This is a genomic window from Synechococcus sp. WH 8016 (assembly GCF_000230675.1).
In the GTDB taxonomy this organism is placed as follows: Bacteria; Cyanobacteriota; Cyanobacteriia; order PCC-6307; family Cyanobiaceae; genus Synechococcus_C.
This window is the reverse complement of the sequence record NZ_AGIK01000001.1, coordinates 509,494-532,859: the sequence shown is the minus strand read 5'-3', so window position 1 is coordinate 532,859 and position 23,366 is coordinate 509,494. Positions and strand designations below refer to the sequence as shown.

Here is a 23,366-nt window from a genome sequence, read left to right as displayed (position 1 = left end):
GCTCACATTGCGCAGGACCTGGAGAAACGAAGTTGATCAACGTTCGTTGGCACCAAAGTAAGGTCATGATGACCTCCAGGATTAGGGACAAACCCGACGGGTTCGTCTTTCTCTACATCAAGAACAAATACTCCGGAGGCATATCGCTGGAAGCCACCTACGGCAACGAGTAAAAACTTTCCATCTGGTGTCACTGTGCAGGACTGCATATCCTGTGTGATGTTTTGTAGCTCTTTAATTGGCGTCCAAGTTTCTGTATCAACTACCATGATTCCGCTTCGTCCTGGTGCTGGATTTAGGACAACAAGATACATTTTTTTGCTGTCAGGGGTAAAAGCCATATGGAACGGACTTGGGTAGCGCTTTCCCCAAGTTGGATCAATAATTTGCTTGATCTTTGTCCACTCTCTAGGGTCAGGATTGGAGCTATCAAAAATTCCCACGCTATTTTCTAGACCATTATTCATCATTACTAAATGATTTCCATCGGGAGTAAAGCCAAGCTCATGCCCTGGTGAATAAATACGATCGATGACAACCTGCCATGTGTCTTCATCTATTCGCGTCACAGGGTAAGTGTCAGGAGACTCACTCGGGAAAGCACAGTAAGAAACCGGAGCCATTTCATTTTCCGCATCGTGAATCACACAACCACCGAGCATGCGAATAATTTCAGCTCCCCATTTTCCACTGGGATGCCAAACAAAAGCATCAGCTCCTGTGAGGGCTTTTACATTAGGTCCAGGAATCTTTCCTTCTGGAACAAAAAGCTCACCCATAGGCACCATTTCCCAATTGATTTTGATGCCTTTTGTGCCACGTAGATCAAACAATCCAGTGGATGAGTTGGGTTTTATTCTTGTGATTTTGAGTACACCACCACCAGTCCAGCAATCTTTTAAATCGGAGGAATTTCCTTCCCAGTCATACCGGAAAGCCTGTAAGACCCGTGTTGAAGCTCGATCAAACCAGGCGAATATGTCTTTTTGTCCATCTGAAATGCAATAGCTTTTTGCATCTGATGGCCGAATTGTTGTATGTACTCCGAGCCCAAGACCTGTTGTTTCAGAGATGTTTTCTTCTAGCTCCATCACGTCGCCATTGAAACGAACGCGGTACATATTGAATCCTGGAGGTGGATCTGTTACGGAGGTTGGCATACCGTAAATCAATGAATTCATTCCTCCCTGACAGCTATTGATAAACTCAAATTCCTGATATGGATTATTGCTTGGAAAGGCTTGAATGTGGTGGCTAATCGGATTGTAATCACCATAATTCCAATACCACAATGATGCCAGTGCCCTGCCAGTTCCCAGGTCTAATAGATTGACGCCTCCACCCATTTTTTGAGGCATTACGAGGATATGATTGCCAAGATCGTAGCCGTTGAGATTGAACTTGATATCACCAATGTTTATGATTTCTCTGTCGATCTTTAACGACTTCGACGTTTTATAGTTGTCTGGTTTGTCGGTTAAGCGAACACCTTGATCCGGTACCAACTTATGACCATCTCCTTTTTTTGCTGCAAGTCCTGTCGAGGAATCTGGCATTGCTGCATCAGCAGGCTTGGCGTTACTGGCTGTAAGTAGGCCAAGCACTGAAAATGCGCCGAGTTGGAGGCTTTCGCGCCGGCTGAAGCCTGCAGACTGCGAAGAGGATTTCGTCATAGGTAACCCCCGAAAGGCTGGTTAATGCACTCATTCTACTTCTAGTTAGGTATGAAAGGCTTGTCATCTTTTTGACATCAGTCTTTGTAGGAAAATGTGCTTCTCCAATTCTGATCAATTCTCTGCCAGGGTCGCGATGCTTTGTGCTCCTTGGCTTTCAGGAGCCTGAGTCATGGTTGTGAGTGATCCGGAGGCAGTTGCTTACTAATGTTGTCCTTGATAGAGCCGAGTTTTTGTCTCTTACAGCGCTGGATTGGAACGAATTGTTCTTTTGCTGGAATCAATAGATCGCATGACACTCTCACGCTTAGAAGCATCGACCACTCTTTGCCCCCTTATGTCTTGCTGGTGCTACTTATTTCATGAAGATCTCGGATTGTATGTTTAGTTTTGTTTTTGCCACATATTGCTTGGATAATTAGGTTCAATTTCTCCCATTTTGTTCGTTGTTCTAGAGATGAAACTATTGGCGTTATCTTTCTGAGACTTTTGCTAATTATTTCAACCGATGAATCTTGCCTGATCGTCTAAGTCCTGCGCGTGTATCAAGCGACTCCGGCCTAGATGGCAGCAGAGCAACTTCTTGCCGATGCCGGCGGCGAGGTGGTGCAGTTCTTGTTTCAACAGCTGCGCGCTGCCTATGGCGAACTCAGTGATGACGACTTCAAAGCGATGGTGTTGATGGCCCTCGATGAGGTCACCGATATCGCTGCGGATTAGGAGCTTGGATTCAATAGCTCCTTGAGAAACGGCCTTAGCTGAAAGCCCTGTTCATCGCCATAGGTGATGTCGTTGATGCGCCAGCTGCCCTTGCTGTCTTGGTTCATCTCGTAGAGCAAACGGCGTGGAATCCCACTGGATCTGCCGCTCAGACCCACCTCCACTTCCACCTCAGCCTGGAGGCTGTTTTTCTTCCCTGCGCTGCAGCTTTTCACCTGGGCTCCGAACGTTTCGCTCTGGGTATTGCTGAACACGTCGAAGTCGAGATAGCGGCCATCACGGACGGGTGTGAGAGCCCTGGCCTCAATCAGCAACTCAAACAGTGATGGTGTGAAGCGCTGACGCTGGCTGGAGAGATCCTTCACCGGGTCAGTGCGCTTCTCCATTCGCTGAACCTGCCAGCGGTAGAGCCCATCGAGTTGATGTACCACCCCAGCAGGGCAGGGGCCTGAGTTTGCTGGTGTCGCCATGGCGATCAAGCTGGTCAGCAGCGGCAGGATCATGGAGTGGGGATGGCTGAATGCAGTCTGGCTGCGAACACACCCCACCACTGGGATTTGAGCCGCTGAAGAACTGGTTGTCTGGCCAATATCTCAACGCCATCCAGTTCCGCAGCCTGAAAGCGATGACGCAGTTGTCATCAACACTTCATGTCAATTGTGTCCAATCACACCGCATGTTTGCTTTAAAGACGTCATCATCTACAGACGTGTACAGGTCAAGCTGACCAAGACGCGGAATCCAAATAAACGGACAAGTCAAATGAGCCGAAGAGGAATGCATCCTTTGTTGATGGGGTTAGACAAGCCCAAAACCCAAACCAACGAGAAGAAACCAGTCGAATTGTCCGGATACGAATCCGCTCAGCGCAAGCGTTTCCTTCGCGCTGAAGCAGAAGAGGCTGAGCAGAGCAAAGCTTCCTGAGTATCTGACGTAAAAGCTGAGGGCATGAAGAGGGGGGCGACAAAAGCCGCCACCGTCCTCATGACGTGGGCGCCCCACCAAGAGCGTGTCCCACACACCACTGATGGCAAAAGATCTGAGAATAGTCAACCTCCTTATCAGCTGATCCGAATGGTTGAGGGGGTGACTGGTCCTTGTTGAAGGGGTTTATCGCCTGTGGTGTCTCTCACTTTTGAGTGCCATCTAAAACTTGGCATAGGTCTTCTAGCGGTGCTGACCCAGGCGTAGATCAGCGCATTGAGCATGTCTTTTAATTCAGGTGATCAGCTGATGCTCCTTCGTGGAATCAGTGACGTTGAGCAATTTTCAATGGCCAAATCGCTATCAAGAGTGAGGTGATTTCTATTGCCTCGCCACGAGCGGGGTTTTCATTGGCAATTCATGAGATCGATTACTGCGAAGAGCGCAACCAAGCAAAGATCGGCATCATGCGCGGACTGACGCCATCCCAATGCTCCGTTCCGCGATTACGTCTGCAGCCTCTCTCCTGGCAATAGCTCTTACGAATCCTCTATTAACTGCAAATGCTGGGGAGGCCGGGCTTGAGCAGTTCCAATGCAAAGCGGCAGGCACCATCACAATGACTGAGGAGGAAGGTTTTCAACCCGTATCAGAGGAGATCACCGTTGCGTTGAAGGTCGAAATCGATGAGCCAAACGGAAATGTACGGATTAATCAGCCTTACTCTCAAGAGATGGATCCTTGGGGTGCAGCCATCTTTGACCGGGATGCATCCGGACGTTGGGTAGCAGTTGAATTTTATCAGCAGATACTGCACACACAAGTAGAGCTGTTGATACTCAGAAAGAGCGGGAAGTTTTATTACGCGACAAATCAGAGCAGGGTATTCCCAAAGTTTTCAGAGACAGCCGAAGGTGTTTGCAGGCGTTATTGATTAATAAAAGTAATGCCCTATCAATTTGCATCTCACCTCCTCAGGAACCTTCTGATCGCAATCAATGCTCCAGCCTCCGATGCCTGGCACGATTGAACAGAAATCAGATAAAATGAGATCGCTAAAATAAGGGTGCCAGCTGGGGACATTGCATCCTGATATGGATGGGGCTTTCTGAGGTGGGGAATGCTTTAGGAAGTTGCCCCTAACCTATGCCCCTCGGCACTCCAATGACGCTGGCTGTGTTTCAGGAGCTATTGATGGCACTTGGTGGTTATGCCTTATTCTTCTATATCCTTTATAAGTTCGCAGAGTTTTCACAATGACCACCTACAAAATTATCCTTAATCAAACAACGGGAGAATCTCAAGTTGAACATACATCTGAATCCTACGATGAGATCATGAAATGCTGGGAGGAAGAGAAATATGAGCAGGACAAGTTCAGCAAGATTGACATGGAGCTAGTTCTTTATAAGGATGATGAAGTTATAGAGGACTATGAAATCATTGATGCTCAACGAGAGTGGATAGTCATTGACTAATCCTTAAGCCTACTGTGTCGGCTATAAAGCTGGTGGGGAAATGTTTATTGAGCACAATGACTTTATATTTGCAGTATTGGCGAGTTCCTGTGAGGCATTAAACCGAGGACTAGAAGAGTTCAACCTGGTTGAAGCTGAGCGGGACAGGCTTATGGCGTGACAGCTGGGTGTGAGTCTCTAGTCCTTTTGGGGGATCGGGCACCAGCAAAGACCACTCGAATAGGGGATTCGGATTCAGTTCGTTTCAGCGATCGTGAAGAGGCCCAGGAGAGTGGCCTCCGCGCAACTCAACCTTAATAAAGAGCGTAAGACCATGAGAAACACAAGCGAATTTCCTTACATGATCTTTCACCAACTTTTCGATGAAGAAAGCTCCACATTCACTTACTTTATAGCGAACGCGTGCTCTAGAAAGACTATTGTTATCGATCCAGTAAAGTCAAAAGTTGATGAGTATTTAAAGCTCATCTACAATGAGAGTTTGATCCTAGACCAAATTCTTGACACTCACGTCCATGCCGACCACATTACGGGGGGTGGGTTGCTTGCTGCTCGAACTGGAGTTAGTTATGGCTTGTCTGCTAAGGCTGAAGGTAAACATGTTGATTGGCATCTCAAAAATGGTGACGAGGTTCACCTCTGTTCTGAATACTTAGTTGCTCTTGAGACACCTGGTCATACTCTCGACAGTATGGTTTTTGTTAATCACGATAAGTCTGTAGTCTTCACTGGAGACACCATGCTTATAGGTGCCTGTGGTAGGACAGATTTTCAAAATGGTAGCTCGCAAGATCTTTATACTTCTATTACCGAGGTTATCTATGCATTGCCTGACGACTGTATTATTTTTCCAGGTCATGATTATAACGGACAGACTCAAACAACTGTTGGCGAACAAAAACGTTTTAATAAACGAATCAGGTCCGAAACGCGAAAGATTGATTTTGTCGAGATCATGAATAACCTTAACCTTCCCCGTCCAAAACTGATGGATATTGCGGTTCCTTGCAATCTAAATGCTGGCTTCAAACCTGCATCGATGTTTCAATACTAATCTCTGCTTTTCTTTCAAAACTTAAGCATATAAATAACCATGGCTAAACCAATTGCTTTAAACGACACGCTGCTCGTTGACGTCAATCGGCTAGGGAATAGCAGGGAGCGTGATGTGTCGCTATCGGTCTCCCGACTGAAGATTCACTAGCCCCGCCACGAGCGGGGTTTTTATTGCCCTGCAGTCTTCTGCAGGATGTGGCTTATCAGGGCTTGGTCGTTACGAAGTGAAGGGTCTCTTGCCAAGCTGTGAGCAATTCGGCAGTCGATCGAGGCCATGACAGAACAACTGGTGGTGATTACGGGAGCGGGCGCAGGGATCGGAAAGGCTTTGGCACATGCTTTTACTGCAGCTGGTCACCCCTGTTTGTTGATATCGAGAAACCAGGAGGTGGATCCCGCATTGGCCAATAAGCCAGTGCTTTACCGGCAGCTCGATGTCTCCGATGCCCAAGCGCTGGGGGATGCCATTGCATCAGCAGAGAGTCAGTACGGGCCCACTGGCTGTCTGATTAATAACGCAGGGATGATCCACATCGGCGGACTGGACAGTCTCAGCCTCGAGCAGATCAATGAGGAACTCGACACCATGATCAAAGGGGTGACAAATGGTATTCACCACGTTTTGAAAGGAATGCGTGAACGTAAATGCGGAACAATCATCAATATCAGCTCCATTGGCGATCGCAAGCCTGCTCCAGGAGCACCTGTGTATCACGCTTGCAAACACGCCGTGCGCTCATTGGGCGAGAGCCTGAACATGTCCGAGGCTGAGCACAACGTCCGTGTGATTAACCTTGCGCCTGGGCTGATCCGAACAGAGATTCATCTAAAGATGGGGATTAGCTTTGAGGAATACAGCGAAGTGCTTGGCAATCCCACTTTCATTGAACCTGTAGAACTCGCCAAAATTGTCCTTTTCTGCTGGCAGCAGCCACAACACATCTGTATCCGAGATATCGCAGTGATGCCAACTGATTGTGGATTCTGATCATTGCTCTGGAGTCTTCCGATGGATAGGGGTCACGAGGTCGGCAATAAAGGGCTTGGAAGGGATGTAGCAGTTGAGCTTGAATCCGAATGGATGGTGCCCTTATTGGATGATCTGGAGAGGGTCAGGCCGATGGCTTGGTCGCTGGGTTTGTGCCTTTATCTCGATTGGCGGATAAGTCGGCCTTAAAGACCACTCATATGGGGGATTCAGTTATTTGTCATTCGACCCAAACTCATCAGACAAGAGCACATCGAAGAATGTCATCCATTAACCCGATCAGTAATCAGGATTTGCAATTGGATGACATCCCGAATCCGGATGGCGATTGGTATGCATGGGGTCGCTTTGCCCACACAATGAATGGCTACGAGGTTCAAGGTGGATTTAAACCCTGTGCGGATTTAGTCAACGGTGGAGAAGCTAAAACAACCACGGAGCTTCGCTGCGCCTTGTTCTTTGAAGCGCGCCGCATCGCCACAGCGTTGGTATCTCCACCAATGATGAAACCATCCAGCAATTGCTACGGGCGATTCGGCAGAAGGTGGAAAGCAGGCAACTGGATTGAGCTTTGCTTGCGAACGCCTTGCCTATGCGCAGCTCTGTCTCGCTTCACCAACCACGATGGGTCTGCGTTGTTGTTCGGTTGGAATCTTCTGCAGCGCTGCCGTTAGCTCTGATCGAAGAGATCAGCCCAGCTCGAGGCAGGCCAGGCCATAGACGTTGCCATCGTGGCCTTGCGGTTGCGGCATTACGCCCTTGTACATGCGCACCGTTGTGGCCATCGGTTTGAAGCCTTTCGCCTTGGTGATCGTCTTGGCTGCAAGGTTGAAGCCGGGGGTGTCGATCAGCACCACTCCCTTGTGGCGGTCCATGGCGTTGTTCAGCAACAGCGATGCCATGGCCTCTTCTTCTGCCAGCAACGGACCCACCCGCCAGCCTTCGCCAATGGGGAGCAGACAGGGGCGAATGCGCACGTATCCATGGCATTCCCCCTTGCCATCCATGGCCACAAACACCTCCCCGGCCTTATGGCGCAGCCACTGTTCAAGGAAATGGGGCCGCGGGCTGATCTCATGGCGTTCGTCGTAACGCTGAATCGCCTCGAGCGAGACGTCGCGCAACGGCACAACGCTGATGTCGCTGCGGCGCAGCAGGCTGGTGTTTGGGTGTTCTGATTGATCGCTGAGGCACATCTTCTGCCGGCGCGTGGTCACGCAGTCCTTCTCGAAACCGGCCTTCTCGTAGAAGCTCACCATCTGGACCGCAGCTTCCAAACCGACGCAATCCACGTTGCTCAGCGTTTCCAGCGCGTGTTCCCACAAGCGACGCCCCACCCCCTGGCCCTGATACTCCGACTTCACCGCAAACAGGCCGATGAAGGCATAGCCGGGGTTGTATGTCACCGCGGCGATGCAACCCACAGGCTCGTTGTCGAGCCATGCCAACCAGATCCCTTGGCGATCGGTGTTGGCATAGATCTCGATGTCGCCCACTCCTGGAGCGAAATCCTGTTCACGAGCCAACCTTGTGACCACGTCTAGGTCGGAAGGCGTGAACGGTTTGATCTCCAGCATCAACCCTCAGGCGGCGTCAGGCGGCATGGAGAATTGAATCCACACTGGTGGGATAACGACGCACGTAGGCGTTGGTTTCCATGGCGACGATCCGTGCTTCCTTGCGATTGGTCGCAAGGAGTTGCAGCGTGTGCCGGCTGCCGTCGTTTTTCTTGTAATGAACAACGAATGGTTGTGCTGCGGAACTCATCGGTTTGTGACCTTGAGGGCGATCCGCAAGCTGGCTGGCCGTAGGGCACAGGCCAGGGCGTGGAATGGTCGGTGGGTTCCCTCAACAATGAGGCTTCCCATGGGTTGAGCTTGAGCAAGGTCGAGCTTCATGGCTTTGCCTCGAATGCAACCGTCTTACTGCGCCTGAAAGCGGGCCTCCAATCCCCATCTGGGGACAATTTGGAGCGATGGGGCGGAACCCCGCAAACTGAGGGCTCTTCCAGGTCAAACGCATGGCGGGGGATCGAAGCCAAACGGCAGAAGGAACACCGCTTCCCCCTGCGGTGTTTCTCGATGCCCTCAGCCTTGGGCCCGTTGATCTGGCGCCCATGCAGCAATGGTGTGATCTGCAGGCCTGGCCCTCCACTTCCCTCGATGAGCGCATGGAGCGCTTACAAAATGCCGAGATCGCCATCACCAACAAGATTCCCTTGGATGGCCTGTTGCTTCGCCAGCTGCCCAAGTTGCGCCTGATCTGCGTGGCTGCCACCGGTACCGATCAGATCGACCATGCCGTTTGCGCAGAGCAGGGCATCCGGGTGCACAACGCCGGGCGCTACAGCCGCGCCTCGGTGGTGCAGATCACCTGGGCATTGATCCTCGAGCTCTGCTGCGCGATGGATCAGCGCCGCCGGGATCTGATCGCTGGCAGCTGGCAGCGCAGCCCGGTGTTTTCGCTGATCGAACCTGAGTTTGATGAACTGGAGGGCCAGACCCTGGTGGTGCTCGGCGCCGGTGATATCGGCCGTGGGGTTCTGGCGATTGGTGCAGCCTTTGGGATGGAGTGCATCGCCCTCACCAGCCGCAGCAGCAGCGCTGAGCTGGAAGCAGCCCTGCGCAAGGCCGATGTGCTCAGCCTTCACGCGCCGCTGACGCCGCACACGCAGAACCTGATCAATGCCCTGCGGCTCAGCTGGATGAAACCCAGCGCCCTGCTCGTCAACATGGCCCGCGGCGGCCTGGTGAATCTGGAGGATCTCTGCGCGGCCTTGCGCCATGGTCAGCTGGCTGGCGCCGCCCTCGACGTGTTGCCTGTGGAACCGCCTGGGCCTGAATTGGAACGGTTGCTTGAAACGCCAAACCTGTTGATTAGTCCCCACATGGGCTGGAGTTCTCGCCAGGCCCGTTGTCGCTTGGTGCACACCCTGGCGGGGCACCTACAGGCCTACGTCGCAGCAATGGCTCGGTCTGGTAGCCGTAGGCCATCGTTGTGATCGTGCGGTTAGTCGTGATGGCGTTCGGGGTAGGTGTTCGCCCATGTCTCGGTGGTTGATCCCGCTGGGATGAGCTGTTGATAGGCGCTGCTGTTGAGGATTTCGTCCACGGCTTCCCCCAGGCGCTCCACGGATCGGCTGCTGGGTAGGGCCCCGACCAGCTCTTGATGCATCCGCCGCAGATACCAGGCGCTGCCATCGAGCCCGGCATTGAACTTGCTCCACATGCTTGGATCGCGCCGGGCATCCAGCACCATGTCGCCGGCATTGTGGGCCTTGTCCGCGGCGCTTACCAGCAACGAGCTCAGTGGTTTGGTTGCCAGGGAGTTGAGATAGCGGGTCTTCCGCAGCATCCAGGGTTCCTTTTCCCCAACGGCAGCATCAGGGCTTGTGTCGGTGCAGTCGCGCACGATGTCGGCCACCGCTCCCCCGAAGCGTGCGGCGATCGATTCATGGCTTTGGCCAGCGTCTTCGATCGCGTCGTGCAGCAGCGCCGCGATCGCCTGATCTTCATCGCCTCCGTCTTCCCACACCAGGGCGCTGACGCTGATCAGATGGGAGATGTAGGGCACCATTTTTGCTTTGCGCCGTTGCTGACGATGCAATTCCTCAGCCCAGAGCAGGGCTTGTCCATAGCGGGGAGTGATCGTCATGGCAGCTCTAAGAGTGTTTTGAGCATCGCCACCAGCTCCTTTTTGCTGAAACTGTCCAGAGGCGGTGGTGGTGCTTGAACCCCCTGATCATTCAGGGCTTGGCATAGGTCTGCCTTCTTGAGTTTGGAATAACCCCTGATGCCGTTCTCCTTGCACAAACGCTTGAGCGTGCCCACTGTCTGCTGCTTGAACGTTCCCTTTCCAAGCAGTGCCTTGCGATCCACCCGCCCGCTGAGGGGAGCGCTCGCCGCTTCTAGGCCAGCGGTTGCAGCCTTCAGCTCCTGGTCGATCGCCCGCAGAGCCCTCGCATCCGATGCGGCAACCGATCTCAGATTGGCGCGCAGCGCTTCAGCGATCTTGCCCATCGGTTCCCTCCAGGCTGAGTTGCACCGCTTGTTGCTTCTCCACGATGGTATGGAGCTTCTGCTTCGTGGAGGTCCAACGCCGGATGAAGCGAGCGATGGCTTTGATCAAACCACCGAGATAGCCGCCCCCTTGATAGCTGCGCTTGCCCAGCTGATACGCACCAAATTCATTCACCAGGTCATCACCAGCGTCTTCCAGTTCCCCCACCACATTGGTCACGATCTCGAGCATTTCGTAGGCCTCTTGGCGCACGTTGGCTTCCCGTTCGGCAATCGCTCGGATCTTGGCTTCCAGTTCTTTCATCGCCGCACGATTTTGGTCTGCCTTGCTGCGATACACCCCGCGGCTAATCATCACGGATTTGTAGCTGTGTCTCAGCGTGCAGTAGGTGTCGTTTAACTCCTCTCGATCTAAAGCAACGGGATCCACAGGAAAGTGACCTGTTGGCAGCAGTGCAGGCATAAAAAAAGAGCAACAGCCCAACCCTCGTTGCTTTGTCTGTTCCTTACATCCCACATCCCAGGGAGCATGGAGAGCTCATCCATCCCTCAACTAGGGGATGTAAGCGGTCTTGATTTCAGGCTCAATGGGGTTGCGTGCGGTGGAGCCGTGATGCCCCCCTCCTATGACTTGATCCTGATGAAAAAGGGGCGTCTGCAAATCAAAACTGTGCAGGTCTCCAACGCTGATGAGGCATGGCGCCTGGGGCGTGAGCTTCACCCAAACTGCATCCGTGGTGTGGTTCGCCATGAACGCAGCGAAGCTCAATCAGCGGAATCCAGCTAAGACAAGATCACCATCGAACGCTCGTTATGGAGCTGCGCCTGGAGTCGCGCGCAATCAAAGGAGCGATTGATCAAGCGAGGGTTTTGCTTCAACAGCGGCGGGTTGTGGCCTGCATGGGTGATCGCATGGCCTTGATTTGCCTGTGCCTCACCGAACCGATCAGGCCGGTGATGCTGGGAGCAGCCACCACCGAAGACGAAGGCTTTGCCCTGGTGCAGCGCCTCAACCCGGATTTATTGATCTGCAGCTCCGATCTTGAAACGGGCTATGGCATCAACCTGATCAAGCGTGTGCATGCCGTTTCCCCCTCCTGCCAACGCTTGATTGTGTTGGTGCGCGAAACCCAGGCCGTGGTTCGAGAAGCCATGGACGCCTATGCCGATGGCGTGATGTTCAAATCCAGCTTCGGGACGGGGCAGGGGGATTTCATCCAGGCGCTTCAAACCCTCGCCGAAGGACAGGTGTATTACCCCGAGGAGATTCGTCGCCTGGGCGCGCAAGCGCCGAGGCCCGATCTTCCCCCCTTGGTGGAGGAGCTTTCCAGGCGCGAAATTGAAGTGGTGTCGGCCGTGGCTCTCGGGCTCAGTAACCAAGGCGTGGCCAATCAATTGAACATTTCCCTGGAAACCGTGAAAACCCATGTGATGAATGCCACCGGAAAGCTCGGAGCCCAAGGGCGCACCCAACTGGTGGTGAAAGCGATTGTCTACGGCTTGATCGATCCGCAAGGTTGAGCAGGCGGTTCCGGCAGCAGCCATCGCCCGTAGCGCGCGTACAAGGCAGGAATCACCAGCAACGTGAGCAAGGTGGAGGTGATCAAACCACCCAGCACCACAATCGCCAGCGGCTGGAGAATTTCGTTGCCAGCGCCAAAGGCCAGCGCCAGCGGCAGCATCCCCAATGAGGAGGTGAGCGCTGTCATCAGAATGGCGTTGAGCCGCTCCAGGCTGCCGTTGCGGATTAACGCCATCTGCGCTTCTCCGTTTTGATGCCGCCGGTTGAAGTTATCCACTAGCAACAGACCGTTGCGCACGGCGACACCAAACAAGGTGATGAAGCCAATCAAGGAAGCAATCGACAGCACCCCGCCGCTGAGCAGAACGGCGATCAAACCGCCCACAAGGGCCAGGGGCAGGTTGAGCAGAATCGCAATCGTTGCTGGCCATGAGCGCACGGCTACCACCATCAACAGCGCGATCACCACAGCCGCCAGCACGCTGTAAGTCAGCAAGGAGCGGCTGGCTCTCTGCTCCGCTTCGAATTGGCCTCCGTAGCGGATGCTGTAACCCGAGGGAAGGGTCACCGACTTGGCCACCTGGCTGCGGATCTCATCGACGACAGGGCCCAAAGCCCGACCGGCCACATTCGCTGAGACCACGATCCTGCGGCTCACGTCTTCGCGCTTGATCTCGTTCGGTCCGCGCACCGACGCGATCGTCACGAACGCACCGAGCGGTTTGAGCGCCCCGGAGGCCACCCGGATGGGCACCTGGCGCAGGGCTTCCAGGTCACCGCGTTGATCCGGCGGCAACGCCACCACCACCGGCATCCGGCCTGAGGCCGGTTGCGCTGCGGCGACCTCCTCACCGTGCAAAGCCACCTCCACGGCCTTGGCGACAGCCGCCACGCTCACCCCCTCCTCCAAGGCCACATCCCGGTTGATGTTCACCTGAAATTGGGGCACGGGCAGTTGCGGTTCCAGCTGCAGATCCACCACCCCTGGCGTTGTTGCCACCACCTCTTGCACCCGTTTGCCCAGGCGGCGCAGTTCGTTGAGATCTGGGCCCGAAATTTTGATCGCGATGGCGCTGCGAACGCCGGAGAGCACCTCATCCATTCGATGGGAGATGTAGCCGCCCACATTCGGGGCAACGCCGGGCAGGGCCAGAAACGCTGAGCGGATGCGACCAATCGCAGCGGGGCGATCATCCATGGCCTCCGCGCTGAGCTCCACATCCACATGGGCCGTGTTCACCCCAGCTCCATCGGCATCCCCCGGCGCGCGACCGGCTCGCACCTGCACCCAGCTGACGTCCTTGCTGGATTGAAGTCGTTCGGAGAGCACCTGGCCGGCACGGCTGGTCATCTCCAGGGAGACGCCGGGGTAAAGCACCAACGAATTCACCAGCGACTGCTCGCGAAACTCGGGCAGGAACACACGCCCGAGCGAGGGAAGCACCAGCCCTGCCGCCACCACCCCCGTCAGGGCCAAGGCCAGAACCCGTCTGGGCGATTGCAGGGACGCATCGAGCAGCGGCTTGTAACAACGGTGGGCGCCGCGCTCCACCCAAGAATCCTCCTGCGGCAGCGGTGCGCGACTGAGCAGCAGGGCGCACAGGGCTGGCGAGAGCGTGAGTGCCACGAGCGTGGAGGCCAAAATCGAGAGCACATAGGCGATCCCCATCGGCATGAAGATGCGCCCTTCCACGCCCGTCAGCGTGAAGATCGGTGCAAACACCACCACGATGATCAAGGTGGAGAACAGCACCGGCTGCCGGACCTCCACCGAGGTGCGGAAGACCACCTCCAGAGGATCCAGAGGTTGCTCCACCTGCCTGTTGCGGCGAAGTCCGCGGTAGCAGTTCTCCATATCAACGATGGCGTCATCAACCACCGAACCAATCGCTACCACCAGGCCCCCCAAGGTCATCGTGTTGAGCTGCAGGCCCACCCCACGCATCAACAGCAGTCCCACCAGCAGCGATAGAGGAATGGCACTTAGAGCAATGCAGGCTGTGCGCCAATTCATCAAAAACAGCCCCAGCACCGCAGCCACAATCACCACTCCCAACAGCAGGGATTCGCTCACATGGCGGATGGCGATCTCGATGAAATGGGCCTGCCGAAACGTGCGTGTCACCGACACATCGGCTGGCAGCAATCCATGTAGTTGCTGAACCCGTTGTTCCACAGCCCGCGTCAGTTGAGGGGTGTCCACATCCGGCTTCTTGTTGATCATCAAGACCACCGCCGACCTGCCGTTGAAGCTGGCCTCGCCCCGGCGCAAGCCAGCAGCATTTTTGATAGCCGCCAACTCTCCCAACGAGACAACCTGCCCATCCCTTCCCACCACGGCCGCGCTGCTGAGATCGTTCGCGTCTGCGCTGCTGTTGTCGGTGAGGATCAACCGTTCTTGCCCGCCGGCAATCTGAATTCCGCCCCGTCCACTGAACTGGGCATCAGAGGCCGCGTCCAACACCTCCTTCAGAGCCACGTTGTGTTGCTGGAGCGCCTCGAGGTTGAGTTGGATCTGGGTTTGAGCGAGATCCCCCCCGTAGATCGTCACCTGGGCAACCCCAGGAATGGCAAGCAACGCGTTCTCGTAGCTGCTCTCAATCTGCGAGCGAAGCGCCAACACCTGCTCTGCGCTGGCGGTCTCGGGAAGGGTGAAGGCGTACTGAAGAATGGTGCCGAGAGGCGAGAGCGGTGGAGAAATCACCGGTGCCTCTGCCGACTCAGGCAGCTGGGCGCGCACCTGCTGCAGGCGTCCCGCCACCAACTGGCGGGCCTCCTCCAGCTGCGACGCGTCCATGAACACCACCTGAACCATCGAAAGGCCGGGTTTGGAGGCGGAGCGAACCACATCCACTCCGGTGAGCCCAGTCACCGCCGCTTCAATCGGTTCACTGATCTGCCGCTCGACCTGTTCAGGAGACAGCCCAGGGGCTGCGGTCTGAATCTCCACCTGCGGCGGAGCAAAGGCTGGAAACACATCCATCGGCATCTCCAGGGCGTTCAGCACACCCCAGAGACTGATCAGCAATGAACAAACAACAACGAGCCAGCGGCGGGCGATCGCGCCGCGCAAGATCGCGTTGAGCAGCTTGTTGAGCATCAGGCAATGATCAGCTGTCGTTGCGTCCAGAACCGCGGCCGCGGAGGCCGAACCCTGCTGCTATCACCACAATGACCGCCACTGCGATGCCGCCGGGAACCATCCAGGAGGGGGTGTTCCCCGAGGGATCGGGTGTGGAGAGCTCCTCCACAACCACCGGTTGACGATCTTTTTTCTGAGACTCCGCAAACAACGACAGGCCACCAGAGACCACCACCTGCTCATCGGCCGTGACCCCCTCAAGCACCACCGTGCGATCAGCCACAACGGGGCCCACTTTGATCAACACGGGGTCGTAGGTGTCGCCGCTGCGAACGAACACCAGTGGCTGTCCATCCATATCAAGGATGGCCGAAGTTGGAATCAGTATTTGCCCTTCAGCGGAAACCTGGGGTTGATCCGTGCTGATGCCCAGCAGCTGGTCCTGGGTGGGGCTGGCATTCACCTGATCCACGGAATCGTTCTGGACGAACGCATCTCCGTGGCCCGAATGGGCTAGGGCTGCGGGCAAAACAAACCCTTGAAGCCCGCCGCTGAGCAAAGCGCAAGTGAGAACCAGTGCACGCATCTCTAGCGACCGAAGCCATAGAAGTTTCAACCCCGCGTGGGTTTTGTGCAATCAAATCGCCATGCTGGGGGCCCGAACGCAGCATCTGTGAACGATCACGCCGAACAAAAGCTCACGGCTCGTGAAATGGTCAGGGCGCACACCTATCCAACCCTGGCTGCGCTCAGCTGTCTCAGCTTGCTGGGCATCACCCTTTTGCTGATTCCCCAAGCCGTGAAAACCCATCGCTACAACAGATGCATCGATGTGCAAATCGCGATGCGTGTCGCGGTCAACCCCAACGGTCTCACCACACCAGGCAAACTGAATTACCTCAAAGCCGTCGAACACTGCGAAGGCCGCTGAGGTCAATGCTTGCGATCAGAACGTTGAAGACGATCTCCCTTGCGCTGATGACTGTTTTATTAGGCATCAGCCCAGCGTTTGCCCATGGCAAGGGCATGTATGCCTCAAAAGCCGAGGCTCAGAAACGAGCCCAGGAGATTGGTTGCAGCACCAGTCATCAAAACAACGGCCGCTGGATGCCTTGTTCGGATGAACGAGAGCTCCACAAACAATTGCGCAAGCAATGAACTCGCCCGTGAAAACGCAACGCCAGGCCCGTCGCATTCACCGCTGGTTCGTGCCGATCGCTGCTGCGCCGCTTTTGCTCACAGCGGGCACAGGCTCGCTTTATAGCCTGCTCTTGGAGCAAGGCATTGATGCTTTCTGGTTGCTCAAAATCCACACCGGACACTTCGGCTGGCTCAATCTCCAACCCTTTTATCCGCTGCTGCTCGGCGTGCTCACCATCGTCGTCACAGGCTCGGGTGTGGTCATGCTGTTAAGGCCGTCCAGGTGATCCCTTCCCTTTGAGATTGGATCAGTAGCGAGCGAAGACGGATGAGCTGCCGTCATGCCCGATCGCTAACACCTCAAAGCTCTCAGCCTGAACCCCTTTCACTTCCATGCCCGGAGAACCAACGGGCATCCCTGGAACAGCGAGGCCTCGAATGTTGGGCCGTTCAGCCAACAGCCGTTGAATCGCGGAAGCAGGAACATGCCCTTCGATCACATAGCCCTCCACGACAGCGGTGTGACAGGAAGCCAACTCGGAGCGAATGCCCCGCTGTTGTTTCAACAAGTTCATGTCTTCCCTGATCTGATCATCGATCCGGAACCCCGCCGCTGCGATATGCGCTCCCCATTGCGTACAACAACCGCAGCTCGCCGATCGATAGATCGTCAACTCCGGGCCAAGCGCTCCCTTGGTATTGGGCATCAGCCCATGTCCCTTGGCATCGCCATGGGCTTGAGCGGGGTCTAGGGCCCCCATCAAAGAAAGAACCGTTGACGCCCCCACCAAGCTCAGACGAGCCACGGAGGGAACCCAAGCTTGGAATCGAGACGTCTTCATGGATCTCTGTAGAGATCTCCTTATAGAGCTGATCTCAGCGAACCGCTGAGCGCTATGCCATCAAGACCCCTGCTGGCTGTGGTTGGAATCCAGCGAACAGATCTCGGAGCCCGCCAGGGTGGGATCCGCTTCACAGAGCCGGCGCATGAGCGCGTCGTGATCCACAGCGGAGAGGGATCCGTCGGGCATCCATTTCAAGCAGGTCCTTCCAAGACAGTTGTTGGATCGAGACGGTGTTAACGAGGTCATATCGATTGGTTCGGCTGATGTTCACTCTCTGCTTCCGATCCAAGGCTGCAATACCCCCAGATAGGGGCTTTCCAAAGGCATTGGCGGGCGTCATTCATCACGCGATGAATGACGTGATCAAGCGATCATCACGACTGGGTGCTCATCTGGCTGGTCAGCTTGGGATCCAGCAGCCATTCTTTGAATTCCTGTGTCATCGCATAGCTGTCTTCATAGCGCTCCAATTGATCGAGAATCGCAATCCGTTGCATCACGCTGCTGGTGATTTGTGCTTTCACGGAATTGGTATGGGTAGACATGACAAGACCTCAGTGTTTTTGATTCATAGAGATTTCGGCCTGAATGATTCGCATCAATTGCTCCGGTGATTTGTATTGACGGGGCAGGGAACGGTTCAACAACCGCAGACGATCCCAGCAAAGAGTGCGTTGAAGTTTGGCGCTGCTTGTGCCTTGTCTGACAAGGATCTTCAAGGCCTTGCAGTACATCGGATGCTTGGCTTCGAGTTCACCGATGCTGATCTTGGGTGGAGCCATGGATTGGCAGCTCGATAGATCCGAACTTTGCACCCAGCAGGGCTATGGCATCTCCTCCCATTTGGGGACAACCTCGCTGTCCCCAGATTGGGGTAGTGGATGCATGCGGTCGGAACGTTGAATCCCTGCCGTTGCACATGTCTCCATGGATTCAATCGAAACGCACATTGCCAAGGACCGTGAGGAACTGGCCAAGGCCGCAACCAGCGGCGATCGGGCCAAGGTTCGTCACTACGCAACCGAGCTCGAAGAGCTGGAGTCGTATCGCAGCCACCACCCAGGTGAGCACAAGGATCCCACCTCTCTAGAGCTCCATTGTGATCTGAATCCAGAGGCGCCGGAATGCCGTATCTATGACGACTGACAACGACCGAAAAGGATCGGAGGGGTCGCTTAGCAAAGATGGCTGCTAGGAGCAGGGCCTTGCGTGGATCTCACCCCATATCTCCAAAACCAGCCGAAGTCGGCTGATGAGGAACCTCTGCTTTCCGTTGCCATCAACGGCCGGATCGCGCTTGCCATGAAAGGCCGATTCTTCCTTCGTTGTTTCTGCGATAGCTTCAGCGAAAGAGGACGAATCGGTTGCGCCGTAACCGATGAACAAACCTGTTTGCATTATCTGAAGCAGGAGTCATTTGAGCTCCTGCTCTGCACCGATTTGCTTGAGAAAGGCAATGGTTTCGAACTGGCTCGCAAGGCGCGTGAGCTCGATGAAAGCCTGAAGGTGGTTGTTTTATCGCTGAGCGATGCCATTCCCATTGAATACGACAATGCGCCCTGGCTAGAAGCCGTTGTGGCGGAAGCCGACATCATTGAAGACCGCAAGCCGTTGGAAGCGGCGGTGCTGGCGGTGATGGGGCATCACTCCTATCGCAGCCCATCCCTGCGCTCCGACGAACTGCCCTATCTCAGTTGTCCGAGGCTCACCCCTCGGGAATATGAGGTCTTGGATCGCCTCGCCCGCGGCAGGACGGATCGCGAAATTGCTGAAGACCTGATTGTGTCCGAAGAAACAGCCCGTACCTACACCAAGCGATTGCTGCGCACGCTCGAAGTGAATAACAGGGTTCAAGCGGTCCTCAAGGGCATGCGTTGTGGAATGGTTCAGATCTAATCAGAGCGCTGTCTAGAGCCACAAACTTGGCTCCAAGCGGGATTCACCCCAAATGGGGGTAGTGCTCCATGCACCAGCTGCGGCTTAATGATTTGCACGAATTGAGACTGTGGAGATGGCCGCAATCACCTTCACCCATGACCCTTCCATTGCCGAACTCTGTGAAACGGAAGCGGTTTACACCCGAGCCATGCACTATCTGGTGGCTGATGGGGTAAAGGAGAAAGAAGCACGCAAAAGCGTGTGTTGGCGGCGCCTTTACACGCTCCATCAAGCCCTGCCCAAGCGATACGAGGATCCTCAAACGCTGTTTCTCTCTCTGCAAGCCCATCGTCGCGGCCTGAGGTGAGCAGGATTTTTTACGCGCCACGCGCTGTCTGCCGGTTTGACCACAACGGTGCTTGCTAGCTAGGCCGTTGATGACGGTTGAGGAGGATGATTTCGCAGGAGATCCCAAGCTTCCGTCGCTGTGTCTGCAAACTGGATTAAGTCAAGATCCTGATCATCAATCAGCCCTGAATCAGCCATGTATTCAAAGTCGATCAGGCGCGTCCAATAATCTTTTCCAAACAGAATGATCGGCATGGCATGTTGAGTTCCTACCTGACGCAGCGTTAAGACCTCAAAAAGTTCATCGAGTGTTCCGTACCCACCTGGGAATAACACAGCGCCAACGGCACGCATTACAAAGTGAAATTTGCGCAGTGCAAAATAATTAAATTTAAAGCAGAGCTCAGGAGTGATATAGGGATTGGGATTTTGTTCGTGTGGGAGTTCAATGTTGAGTCCAATCGAGCGGCAACCCGCATCAAAGGCTCCACGATTAGCGGCTTCCATGATGCCAGGACCGCCGCCGGTCACAATCACATGGGAGGAACAGCAAGGCCTTGTGCTGGTGTCTGATTGACCAAAACGTGAGGCTAAAAAAGCGAATTCCCTCGCCGCATCGTAAAAGGGCGACAGCTCCAAAAGATTTTTGGCACGGCTCACTTTTCGCTGCAATTGTTTGGAGTTTGGATCCGTATCAAGCTCCCTGATTGCCTTCTCAAGATGGGCTTCTGCTGCTGATCGTTCCTTGAGGCGTGCGCCCCCAAAGACGATGATGGTGGAGGAGATGCCAATCTCTTCAAAGTGAAGCTCAGGCTTGCTGATTTCAAGCAACATCCTCACGCCACGCATTGAGGACGTGTTGAGAAGAGCAAGATCCTGATGCGCGAGCCGATAGGTGTCCGAGTGGATGATTTGCTGAAGGTTGTCAGCCACCCGGGTTGGATCATCACTGGGCCACGTGGAATCAATCGCGTCTGATTTCATGCTTGGTACGGGCGTTACAACATATTTGCTGCCAATTCAGCAAGGGCACTGCGTTCTCCCCGCGTCAGGGTCATGTGGCCCACGAGGGTCTGACCTTTTAAGCGTTCAGCGAGCCAAGTAAGGCCGTTGCTCTCGGCATCCACGTAGGGATTGTCAATTTGATACGGGTCACCGGTGAACACGATCTTGGTTCCTTCCCCAACACGCGTCACGATCGTTTTCACCTCATGCGGGGTGAGATTTTGCGCTTCATCCACCACCATGAATTGATGGGGAATCGAGCGACCGCGGATGTAATTGATTGCTTCCACTTCTAGAAGCCCCATCTCGCGAAGGTCAGCCCAGGAGCTTTTCGGCCCACCACCATGGCGGCGGCGATCATCCTTCGGCTCATTGCTCATCGCATCCCCCGTAAGGAAATCAAGGTTGTCCACGATGGGTTGCATCCAAGGAGCAAGTTTTTCTTCCAGGGAACCTGGCAAAAAGCCAATCTCTTTGCCTAAGGAGATCGGGGGACGGGTCACCAATAGGCGGGCATAAAGATGTTGATCAGCAACCTGATGCAAGCCAGCAGCGATCGCCAGCAGGGTTTTACCGGTGCCGGCCTTACCGACAAGCGTGACCAGCTCAACGGAGGGATCCAGAAGCAAGTCGAGGGCGAAATTCTGTTCGCGATTCCGCGGCTTTAGGCGACCAAGACGGGCGCGTTTGAGCCAAACCAGTGGTTCCACGTCTCCTGAATTGCCGCGATGACGTGCCAAAAAGGTGTGGTCTGCGCTGTCGCGATCGATCAGGGTGAGGCCCTCATTGGGTTGCAAAGACGCCACCACATCCGCTGGCAGCGCTTTCACCGAAAGGCGACCCTTTTGGTGCAGCTCATCGATCACATCAGCGGAGACCTTGACGCCCCTGGCCCCTGGATAGAGATCGGAGATCGCCACCTTGTCGTTGGAGTAATCCTGGGCGGCCAGACCCACGGCATCCGCCTTGATGCGCAGATTGGTGTCTTTGGTGATCAACACCACCTCGGGTGGCTCGCTCAAGCCCTTCGCCCGCATCTGTTCCAACGCCACAGCCAGGATGTTGTTGTCACCCCCGCCACCCCGCAATTCCGGTGGCAACTGAGCCAAGGTTTCAGCCCGACAAAAGGCCACTTCCAGGGTTCCTTCACCGTCCGGCGTTAATGGAACACCATCAGCGAGGTTGCCCCGCTCACGCAGACCATCGAGCAGTCGAGCTACACGACGGGAATTCCGCCCCTTTTCAGAGGGATCACGCTTGAACCGATCAATTTCCTCGATCACCTGAATCGGCAGCACGATGCGATCGGCCCCAAAGCTCTTGGGCGCCTCTGGATCATGCAGGAGAACATTGGTATCGAGGACAACGACTTTTTTGTTCACGACAAACCTCTTCCCTTCCATGTTTTCAACCTAGATCGCAAAAAACAGAGGGAACGCTTTGCTTACCAGGACTTCACCGGTTGCAATTAATGGATCCCTTCACAAGGTTTTGATGCGTCATATCCAGATCGAATTCTGTTGATTAACTCTGTTCATTTGATAGGTCTAGAAAACACGCTGCTCCTGTTCCCCCTAGGGATATTCGGGCGCTCGTCCGCGAGCAGGGATCGAAAACCGTTGCCGCACGTCTTCGAGCGGGTCGGCGAAGTGAGTCCATGGATTGATGTCCTTAATCAAATTGCAGGAGACATGGCTGCCATGGTCGAGGCCGGCAAAGATCCGGTCCGGATCCAGCTGATGCCATTCACCAGGAATGAACGGTGAAACACCAATCCCCAGTTCGAATTCCGCCATCACGAACAGGATGACGTCGAAAGGATCGAGCCCTTCAAATCCCGCCTGGAAGCCCACCACAGCGCCTTCCTCCGCAGCCGTGGTGCCGTATCCGCCGAGCACATGGCAACAGTCGTGCCTGAACACCGGGGGAGGTGGTCCCCCCGGTGTTCCCGGAAAATCGAATTGGTTGATCTCGATGAAGTCGGCATAGGCCTTGCCGAAGCTGCCTGCTGGATAGCTCTTCAGACCTTCAAACCGTTCGCGCATGGCCCGGTCCTCATGGCCACTCAACACCTTGAGTGTTGCCGTCAAAACCGAGAAGCCACCGGCCTTAATCGTGGCCTCAAGGGCTTGCCGTATGAAGCCCCGGCGCATGATGTCGAAGCGCAGCGCCAGAAGATGCCCCTCCATCACGTTGCGATAGCTGTTCACGGGCCTGGGATCCACTTGGAAGGCCGTGGCTGTCTGCTCCAACAGCTCAAGAGCCTCTGGGCTGGGGGGACCGTCGAACATCGCAATTAGCGTCATGCCCCGCAGGATTCGTTCTCTCCATTCAGGATCCGAATCGCAGCAACGAATGGCGGCGGCGATCGCCTCCGGTTCCAGGCTTGGCAGTGAGGTTAGATCGAGGTCAACGTTGAGCAGGTGATCGCGGATTCCCCGGATACCGGCAAGGGCTCGCTCTGATGGCTTGCCATGCAGCCTGGCCACGGTCATGAGGGCAGGCAATCCAGCCTTCGCCAGGCAGATTCGCAGATCCTGTGGCAGCTGTCGGCTGGGGTGAATCACCATGTTGTTTAAACCTATGGGTTGATGATGAATTCCTTTAAATAACCCTTTGTGCCTAATTAATATCTGTTAATTCTAAAGAGCACTCAATACATTGTCTCTGAGTTTTTCTGCTTGTTTG

Annotated in this window: 33 protein-coding genes; 15 read left to right on the top strand and 18 right to left on the bottom strand. The window is 54.9% G+C overall.

From position 1 onward, the window contains the following. Nucleotides 1-2: 2 nt before the first annotated feature. Nucleotides 3-1,673 (bottom strand): YncE family protein, encoded by a 1,671-nt coding sequence (locus SYN8016DRAFT_RS02790; RefSeq protein ID WP_006852732.1) that lies wholly within the window; start codon nt 1,671-1,673, stop codon nt 3-5. A 564-nt stretch (nt 1,674-2,237) separates the two neighbouring features. On the opposite strand from SYN8016DRAFT_RS02790, the gene SYN8016DRAFT_RS15235 reads away from it, so the two are divergent. Then, entirely contained in the window at nt 2,238-2,393 is a 156-nt protein-coding gene (locus tag SYN8016DRAFT_RS15235) for a hypothetical protein (RefSeq protein ID WP_006852731.1), read from the top strand. Here SYN8016DRAFT_RS15235 and SYN8016DRAFT_RS02785 read toward each other — a convergent pair. Together SYN8016DRAFT_RS02785 and SYN8016DRAFT_RS15230 are read right to left on the bottom strand one after the other, a co-directional pair. Beyond that, nucleotides 2,390-2,896 carry a DUF3828 domain-containing protein gene (locus SYN8016DRAFT_RS02785; protein ID WP_006852730.1) on the bottom strand — a complete coding sequence of 169 codons (507 nt, stop codon included), beginning with the start codon at nt 2,894-2,896 and terminating at the stop codon, nt 2,390-2,392. The genes SYN8016DRAFT_RS15235 and SYN8016DRAFT_RS02785 overlap by 4 nt on opposite strands. Before the next feature lie 295 nt (nt 2,897-3,191). Continuing rightward, the gene (locus SYN8016DRAFT_RS15230) at nt 3,192-3,446 is read right to left on the bottom strand and encodes a hypothetical protein (RefSeq protein ID WP_038013194.1); all 255 of its coding nucleotides are present in this window, start codon (nt 3,444-3,446) and stop codon (nt 3,192-3,194) included. Between the two features lie 361 nt (nt 3,447-3,807). On the opposite strand from SYN8016DRAFT_RS15230, the gene SYN8016DRAFT_RS02775 reads away from it, so the two are divergent. The 5 genes from SYN8016DRAFT_RS02775 to SYN8016DRAFT_RS02755 all read left to right on the top strand — a co-directional run bounded on the left by SYN8016DRAFT_RS02775 (nt 3,808) and on the right by SYN8016DRAFT_RS02755 (nt 7,513). Then, nucleotides 3,808-4,251, top strand: coding sequence for a hypothetical protein (locus tag SYN8016DRAFT_RS02775; protein WP_006852727.1), 444 nt, complete (start codon nt 3,808-3,810; stop codon nt 4,249-4,251). 322 nt (nt 4,252-4,573) lie between these two features. Further along, nucleotides 4,574-4,795, top strand: a complete 222-nt coding sequence (locus SYN8016DRAFT_RS02770) for a hypothetical protein (RefSeq protein WP_006852725.1) — start codon at nt 4,574-4,576, stop codon at nt 4,793-4,795. A gap of 271 nt (nt 4,796-5,066) precedes the next feature. Then, nucleotides 5,067-5,849, top strand: a complete 783-nt coding sequence (locus SYN8016DRAFT_RS02765; protein ID WP_050802694.1) for an MBL fold metallo-hydrolase — start codon at nt 5,067-5,069, stop codon at nt 5,847-5,849. 276 nt (nt 5,850-6,125) lie between these two features. After that, the gene (locus SYN8016DRAFT_RS02760; RefSeq protein WP_006852721.1) at nt 6,126-6,839 is read left to right on the top strand and encodes an SDR family oxidoreductase; all 714 of its coding nucleotides are present in this window, start codon (nt 6,126-6,128) and stop codon (nt 6,837-6,839) included. 260 nt (nt 6,840-7,099) lie between these two features. Beyond that, nucleotides 7,100-7,513: a hypothetical protein gene (locus SYN8016DRAFT_RS02755; RefSeq protein WP_006852719.1), complete on the top strand. Its 414-nt coding sequence runs from the start codon at nt 7,100-7,102 to the stop codon at nt 7,511-7,513. Between the two features lie 15 nt (nt 7,514-7,528). Here SYN8016DRAFT_RS02755 and SYN8016DRAFT_RS02750 read toward each other — a convergent pair whose 3' ends face one another. The 3 genes from SYN8016DRAFT_RS02750 to SYN8016DRAFT_RS15915 are packed head-to-tail and all read right to left on the bottom strand — an operon-like array spanning nt 7,529 to nt 8,737. Then, nucleotides 7,529-8,416, bottom strand: a complete 888-nt coding sequence (locus SYN8016DRAFT_RS02750; RefSeq protein ID WP_006852718.1) for a GNAT family N-acetyltransferase — start codon at nt 8,414-8,416, stop codon at nt 7,529-7,531. Between the two features lie 16 nt (nt 8,417-8,432). Next, nucleotides 8,433-8,606, bottom strand: a complete 174-nt coding sequence (locus SYN8016DRAFT_RS15460) for a hypothetical protein (protein ID WP_006852717.1) — start codon at nt 8,604-8,606, stop codon at nt 8,433-8,435. Then, a complete protein-coding gene (locus SYN8016DRAFT_RS15915; RefSeq protein ID WP_006852716.1) occupies nt 8,603-8,737 on the bottom strand; it encodes a hypothetical protein in 135 nt (44 codons plus the stop codon). Before SYN8016DRAFT_RS15915 ends, SYN8016DRAFT_RS15460 begins: the two co-directional genes overlap by 4 nt. A gap of 122 nt (nt 8,738-8,859) precedes the next feature. Here SYN8016DRAFT_RS15915 and SYN8016DRAFT_RS02745 point away from each other — a divergent pair, with 122 nt between their 5' ends. Beyond that, nucleotides 8,860-9,840: an NAD(P)-dependent oxidoreductase gene (locus SYN8016DRAFT_RS02745; RefSeq protein WP_006852715.1), complete on the top strand. Its 981-nt coding sequence runs from the start codon at nt 8,860-8,862 to the stop codon at nt 9,838-9,840. 8 nt (nt 9,841-9,848) lie between these two features. Here the strand turns inward: SYN8016DRAFT_RS02745 and SYN8016DRAFT_RS02740 are convergent, their stop codons facing one another. From SYN8016DRAFT_RS02740 to SYN8016DRAFT_RS02730, 3 genes are read right to left on the bottom strand one after another with little or no spacing between them, the layout of a single operon-like run. Then, nucleotides 9,849-10,493: an HD domain-containing protein gene (locus SYN8016DRAFT_RS02740; protein ID WP_006852714.1), complete on the bottom strand. Its 645-nt coding sequence runs from the start codon at nt 10,491-10,493 to the stop codon at nt 9,849-9,851. Beyond that, a complete protein-coding gene (locus SYN8016DRAFT_RS02735) occupies nt 10,490-10,858 on the bottom strand; it encodes a hypothetical protein (protein ID WP_006852713.1) in 369 nt (122 codons plus the stop codon). The genes SYN8016DRAFT_RS02740 and SYN8016DRAFT_RS02735 overlap by 4 nt, the downstream gene beginning before the upstream one ends. Then, nucleotides 10,842-11,321, bottom strand: a complete 480-nt coding sequence (locus SYN8016DRAFT_RS02730; RefSeq protein WP_006852712.1) for a hypothetical protein — start codon at nt 11,319-11,321, stop codon at nt 10,842-10,844. The genes SYN8016DRAFT_RS02735 and SYN8016DRAFT_RS02730 overlap by 17 nt, the downstream gene beginning before the upstream one ends. 66 nt (nt 11,322-11,387) lie before the next feature. Between SYN8016DRAFT_RS02730 and SYN8016DRAFT_RS02725 the strand changes: the two genes are divergently transcribed. Together SYN8016DRAFT_RS02725 and SYN8016DRAFT_RS02720 are read left to right on the top strand one after the other, a co-directional pair. Further along, on the top strand, nt 11,388-11,645 hold the full coding sequence (locus SYN8016DRAFT_RS02725) for a hypothetical protein (protein ID WP_006852711.1): 258 nt from the start codon (nt 11,388-11,390) through the stop codon (nt 11,643-11,645). A 26-nt stretch (nt 11,646-11,671) separates the two neighbouring features. Continuing rightward, the gene (locus SYN8016DRAFT_RS02720; RefSeq protein WP_006852710.1) at nt 11,672-12,379 is read left to right on the top strand and encodes a response regulator transcription factor; all 708 of its coding nucleotides are present in this window, start codon (nt 11,672-11,674) and stop codon (nt 12,377-12,379) included. On the opposite strand, the gene SYN8016DRAFT_RS02715 is transcribed toward SYN8016DRAFT_RS02720, so the two are convergent. Together SYN8016DRAFT_RS02715 and SYN8016DRAFT_RS02710 are read right to left on the bottom strand one after the other, a co-directional pair. Continuing rightward, nucleotides 12,352-15,480 carry an efflux RND transporter permease subunit gene (locus tag SYN8016DRAFT_RS02715; protein WP_006852709.1) on the bottom strand — a complete coding sequence of 1,043 codons (3,129 nt, stop codon included), beginning with the start codon at nt 15,478-15,480 and terminating at the stop codon, nt 12,352-12,354. The genes SYN8016DRAFT_RS02720 and SYN8016DRAFT_RS02715 overlap by 28 nt on opposite strands. Nucleotides 15,481-15,490: 10 nt before the next feature. Further along, complete coding sequence (locus SYN8016DRAFT_RS02710) at nt 15,491-16,048, bottom strand: efflux RND transporter periplasmic adaptor subunit (protein WP_006852708.1); 558 nt, start codon at nt 16,046-16,048, stop codon at nt 15,491-15,493. Between the two features lie 36 nt (nt 16,049-16,084). On the opposite strand from SYN8016DRAFT_RS02710, the gene SYN8016DRAFT_RS02705 reads away from it, so the two are divergent. From SYN8016DRAFT_RS02705 to SYN8016DRAFT_RS02695, 3 genes are read left to right on the top strand one after another with little or no spacing between them, the layout of a single operon-like run. Further along, nucleotides 16,085-16,393 carry a hypothetical protein gene (locus SYN8016DRAFT_RS02705; RefSeq protein ID WP_006852707.1) on the top strand — a complete coding sequence of 103 codons (309 nt, stop codon included), beginning with the start codon at nt 16,085-16,087 and terminating at the stop codon, nt 16,391-16,393. Between the two features lie 47 nt (nt 16,394-16,440). After that, nucleotides 16,441-16,620 (top strand): DUF3721 domain-containing protein, encoded by a 180-nt coding sequence (locus SYN8016DRAFT_RS02700; protein WP_253909769.1) that lies wholly within the window; start codon nt 16,441-16,443, stop codon nt 16,618-16,620. Next, entirely contained in the window at nt 16,617-16,889 is a 273-nt protein-coding gene (locus tag SYN8016DRAFT_RS02695; protein WP_006852705.1) for a hypothetical protein, read from the top strand. Before SYN8016DRAFT_RS02700 ends, SYN8016DRAFT_RS02695 begins: the two co-directional genes overlap by 4 nt. Nucleotides 16,890-16,910: 21 nt before the next feature. On the opposite strand, the gene SYN8016DRAFT_RS02690 is transcribed toward SYN8016DRAFT_RS02695, so the two are convergent. The 4 genes from SYN8016DRAFT_RS02690 to SYN8016DRAFT_RS02685 form a co-directional block, all read right to left on the bottom strand. After that, nucleotides 16,911-17,444 carry a DUF411 domain-containing protein gene (locus SYN8016DRAFT_RS02690; protein WP_006852704.1) on the bottom strand — a complete coding sequence of 178 codons (534 nt, stop codon included), beginning with the start codon at nt 17,442-17,444 and terminating at the stop codon, nt 16,911-16,913. A gap of 60 nt (nt 17,445-17,504) precedes the next feature. Continuing rightward, nucleotides 17,505-17,633, bottom strand: a complete 129-nt coding sequence (locus SYN8016DRAFT_RS15910; protein ID WP_006852703.1) for a hypothetical protein — start codon at nt 17,631-17,633, stop codon at nt 17,505-17,507. 188 nt (nt 17,634-17,821) lie between these two features. Next, the gene (locus SYN8016DRAFT_RS15225; protein WP_006852701.1) at nt 17,822-17,992 is read right to left on the bottom strand and encodes a hypothetical protein; all 171 of its coding nucleotides are present in this window, start codon (nt 17,990-17,992) and stop codon (nt 17,822-17,824) included. A gap of 9 nt (nt 17,993-18,001) precedes the next feature. Further along, nucleotides 18,002-18,229: a DUF3136 domain-containing protein gene (locus tag SYN8016DRAFT_RS02685; RefSeq protein WP_006852700.1), complete on the bottom strand. Its 228-nt coding sequence runs from the start codon at nt 18,227-18,229 to the stop codon at nt 18,002-18,004. 145 nt (nt 18,230-18,374) lie between these two features. On the opposite strand from SYN8016DRAFT_RS02685, the gene SYN8016DRAFT_RS02680 reads away from it, so the two are divergent. The 3 genes from SYN8016DRAFT_RS02680 to SYN8016DRAFT_RS02670 all read left to right on the top strand — a co-directional run bounded on the left by SYN8016DRAFT_RS02680 (nt 18,375) and on the right by SYN8016DRAFT_RS02670 (nt 19,692). Beyond that, complete coding sequence (locus tag SYN8016DRAFT_RS02680; protein ID WP_006852699.1) at nt 18,375-18,593, top strand: CP12 domain-containing protein; 219 nt, start codon at nt 18,375-18,377, stop codon at nt 18,591-18,593. Between the two features lie 63 nt (nt 18,594-18,656). Then, nucleotides 18,657-19,343, top strand: coding sequence for a response regulator transcription factor (locus SYN8016DRAFT_RS02675; protein WP_006852698.1), 687 nt, complete (start codon nt 18,657-18,659; stop codon nt 19,341-19,343). A gap of 115 nt (nt 19,344-19,458) precedes the next feature. Next, nucleotides 19,459-19,692 (top strand): DUF3136 domain-containing protein, encoded by a 234-nt coding sequence (locus SYN8016DRAFT_RS02670; RefSeq protein WP_006852697.1) that lies wholly within the window; start codon nt 19,459-19,461, stop codon nt 19,690-19,692. A gap of 59 nt (nt 19,693-19,751) precedes the next feature. Here SYN8016DRAFT_RS02670 and SYN8016DRAFT_RS02665 read toward each other — a convergent pair whose 3' ends face one another. From SYN8016DRAFT_RS02665 to SYN8016DRAFT_RS02655, 3 genes are all read right to left on the bottom strand, one after another. Then, on the bottom strand, nt 19,752-20,657 hold the full coding sequence (locus SYN8016DRAFT_RS02665) for an LOG family protein (protein WP_006852696.1): 906 nt from the start codon (nt 20,655-20,657) through the stop codon (nt 19,752-19,754). A 14-nt stretch (nt 20,658-20,671) separates the two neighbouring features. Beyond that, the gene (locus SYN8016DRAFT_RS02660) at nt 20,672-22,081 is read right to left on the bottom strand and encodes a PhoH family protein (protein ID WP_006852695.1); all 1,410 of its coding nucleotides are present in this window, start codon (nt 22,079-22,081) and stop codon (nt 20,672-20,674) included. Nucleotides 22,082-22,252: 171 nt separating this feature from the next. Next, the gene (locus tag SYN8016DRAFT_RS02655) at nt 22,253-23,173 is read right to left on the bottom strand and encodes a TerB family tellurite resistance protein (protein ID WP_253909768.1); all 921 of its coding nucleotides are present in this window, start codon (nt 23,171-23,173) and stop codon (nt 22,253-22,255) included. Nucleotides 23,174-23,366: the final 193 nt, after the last annotated feature.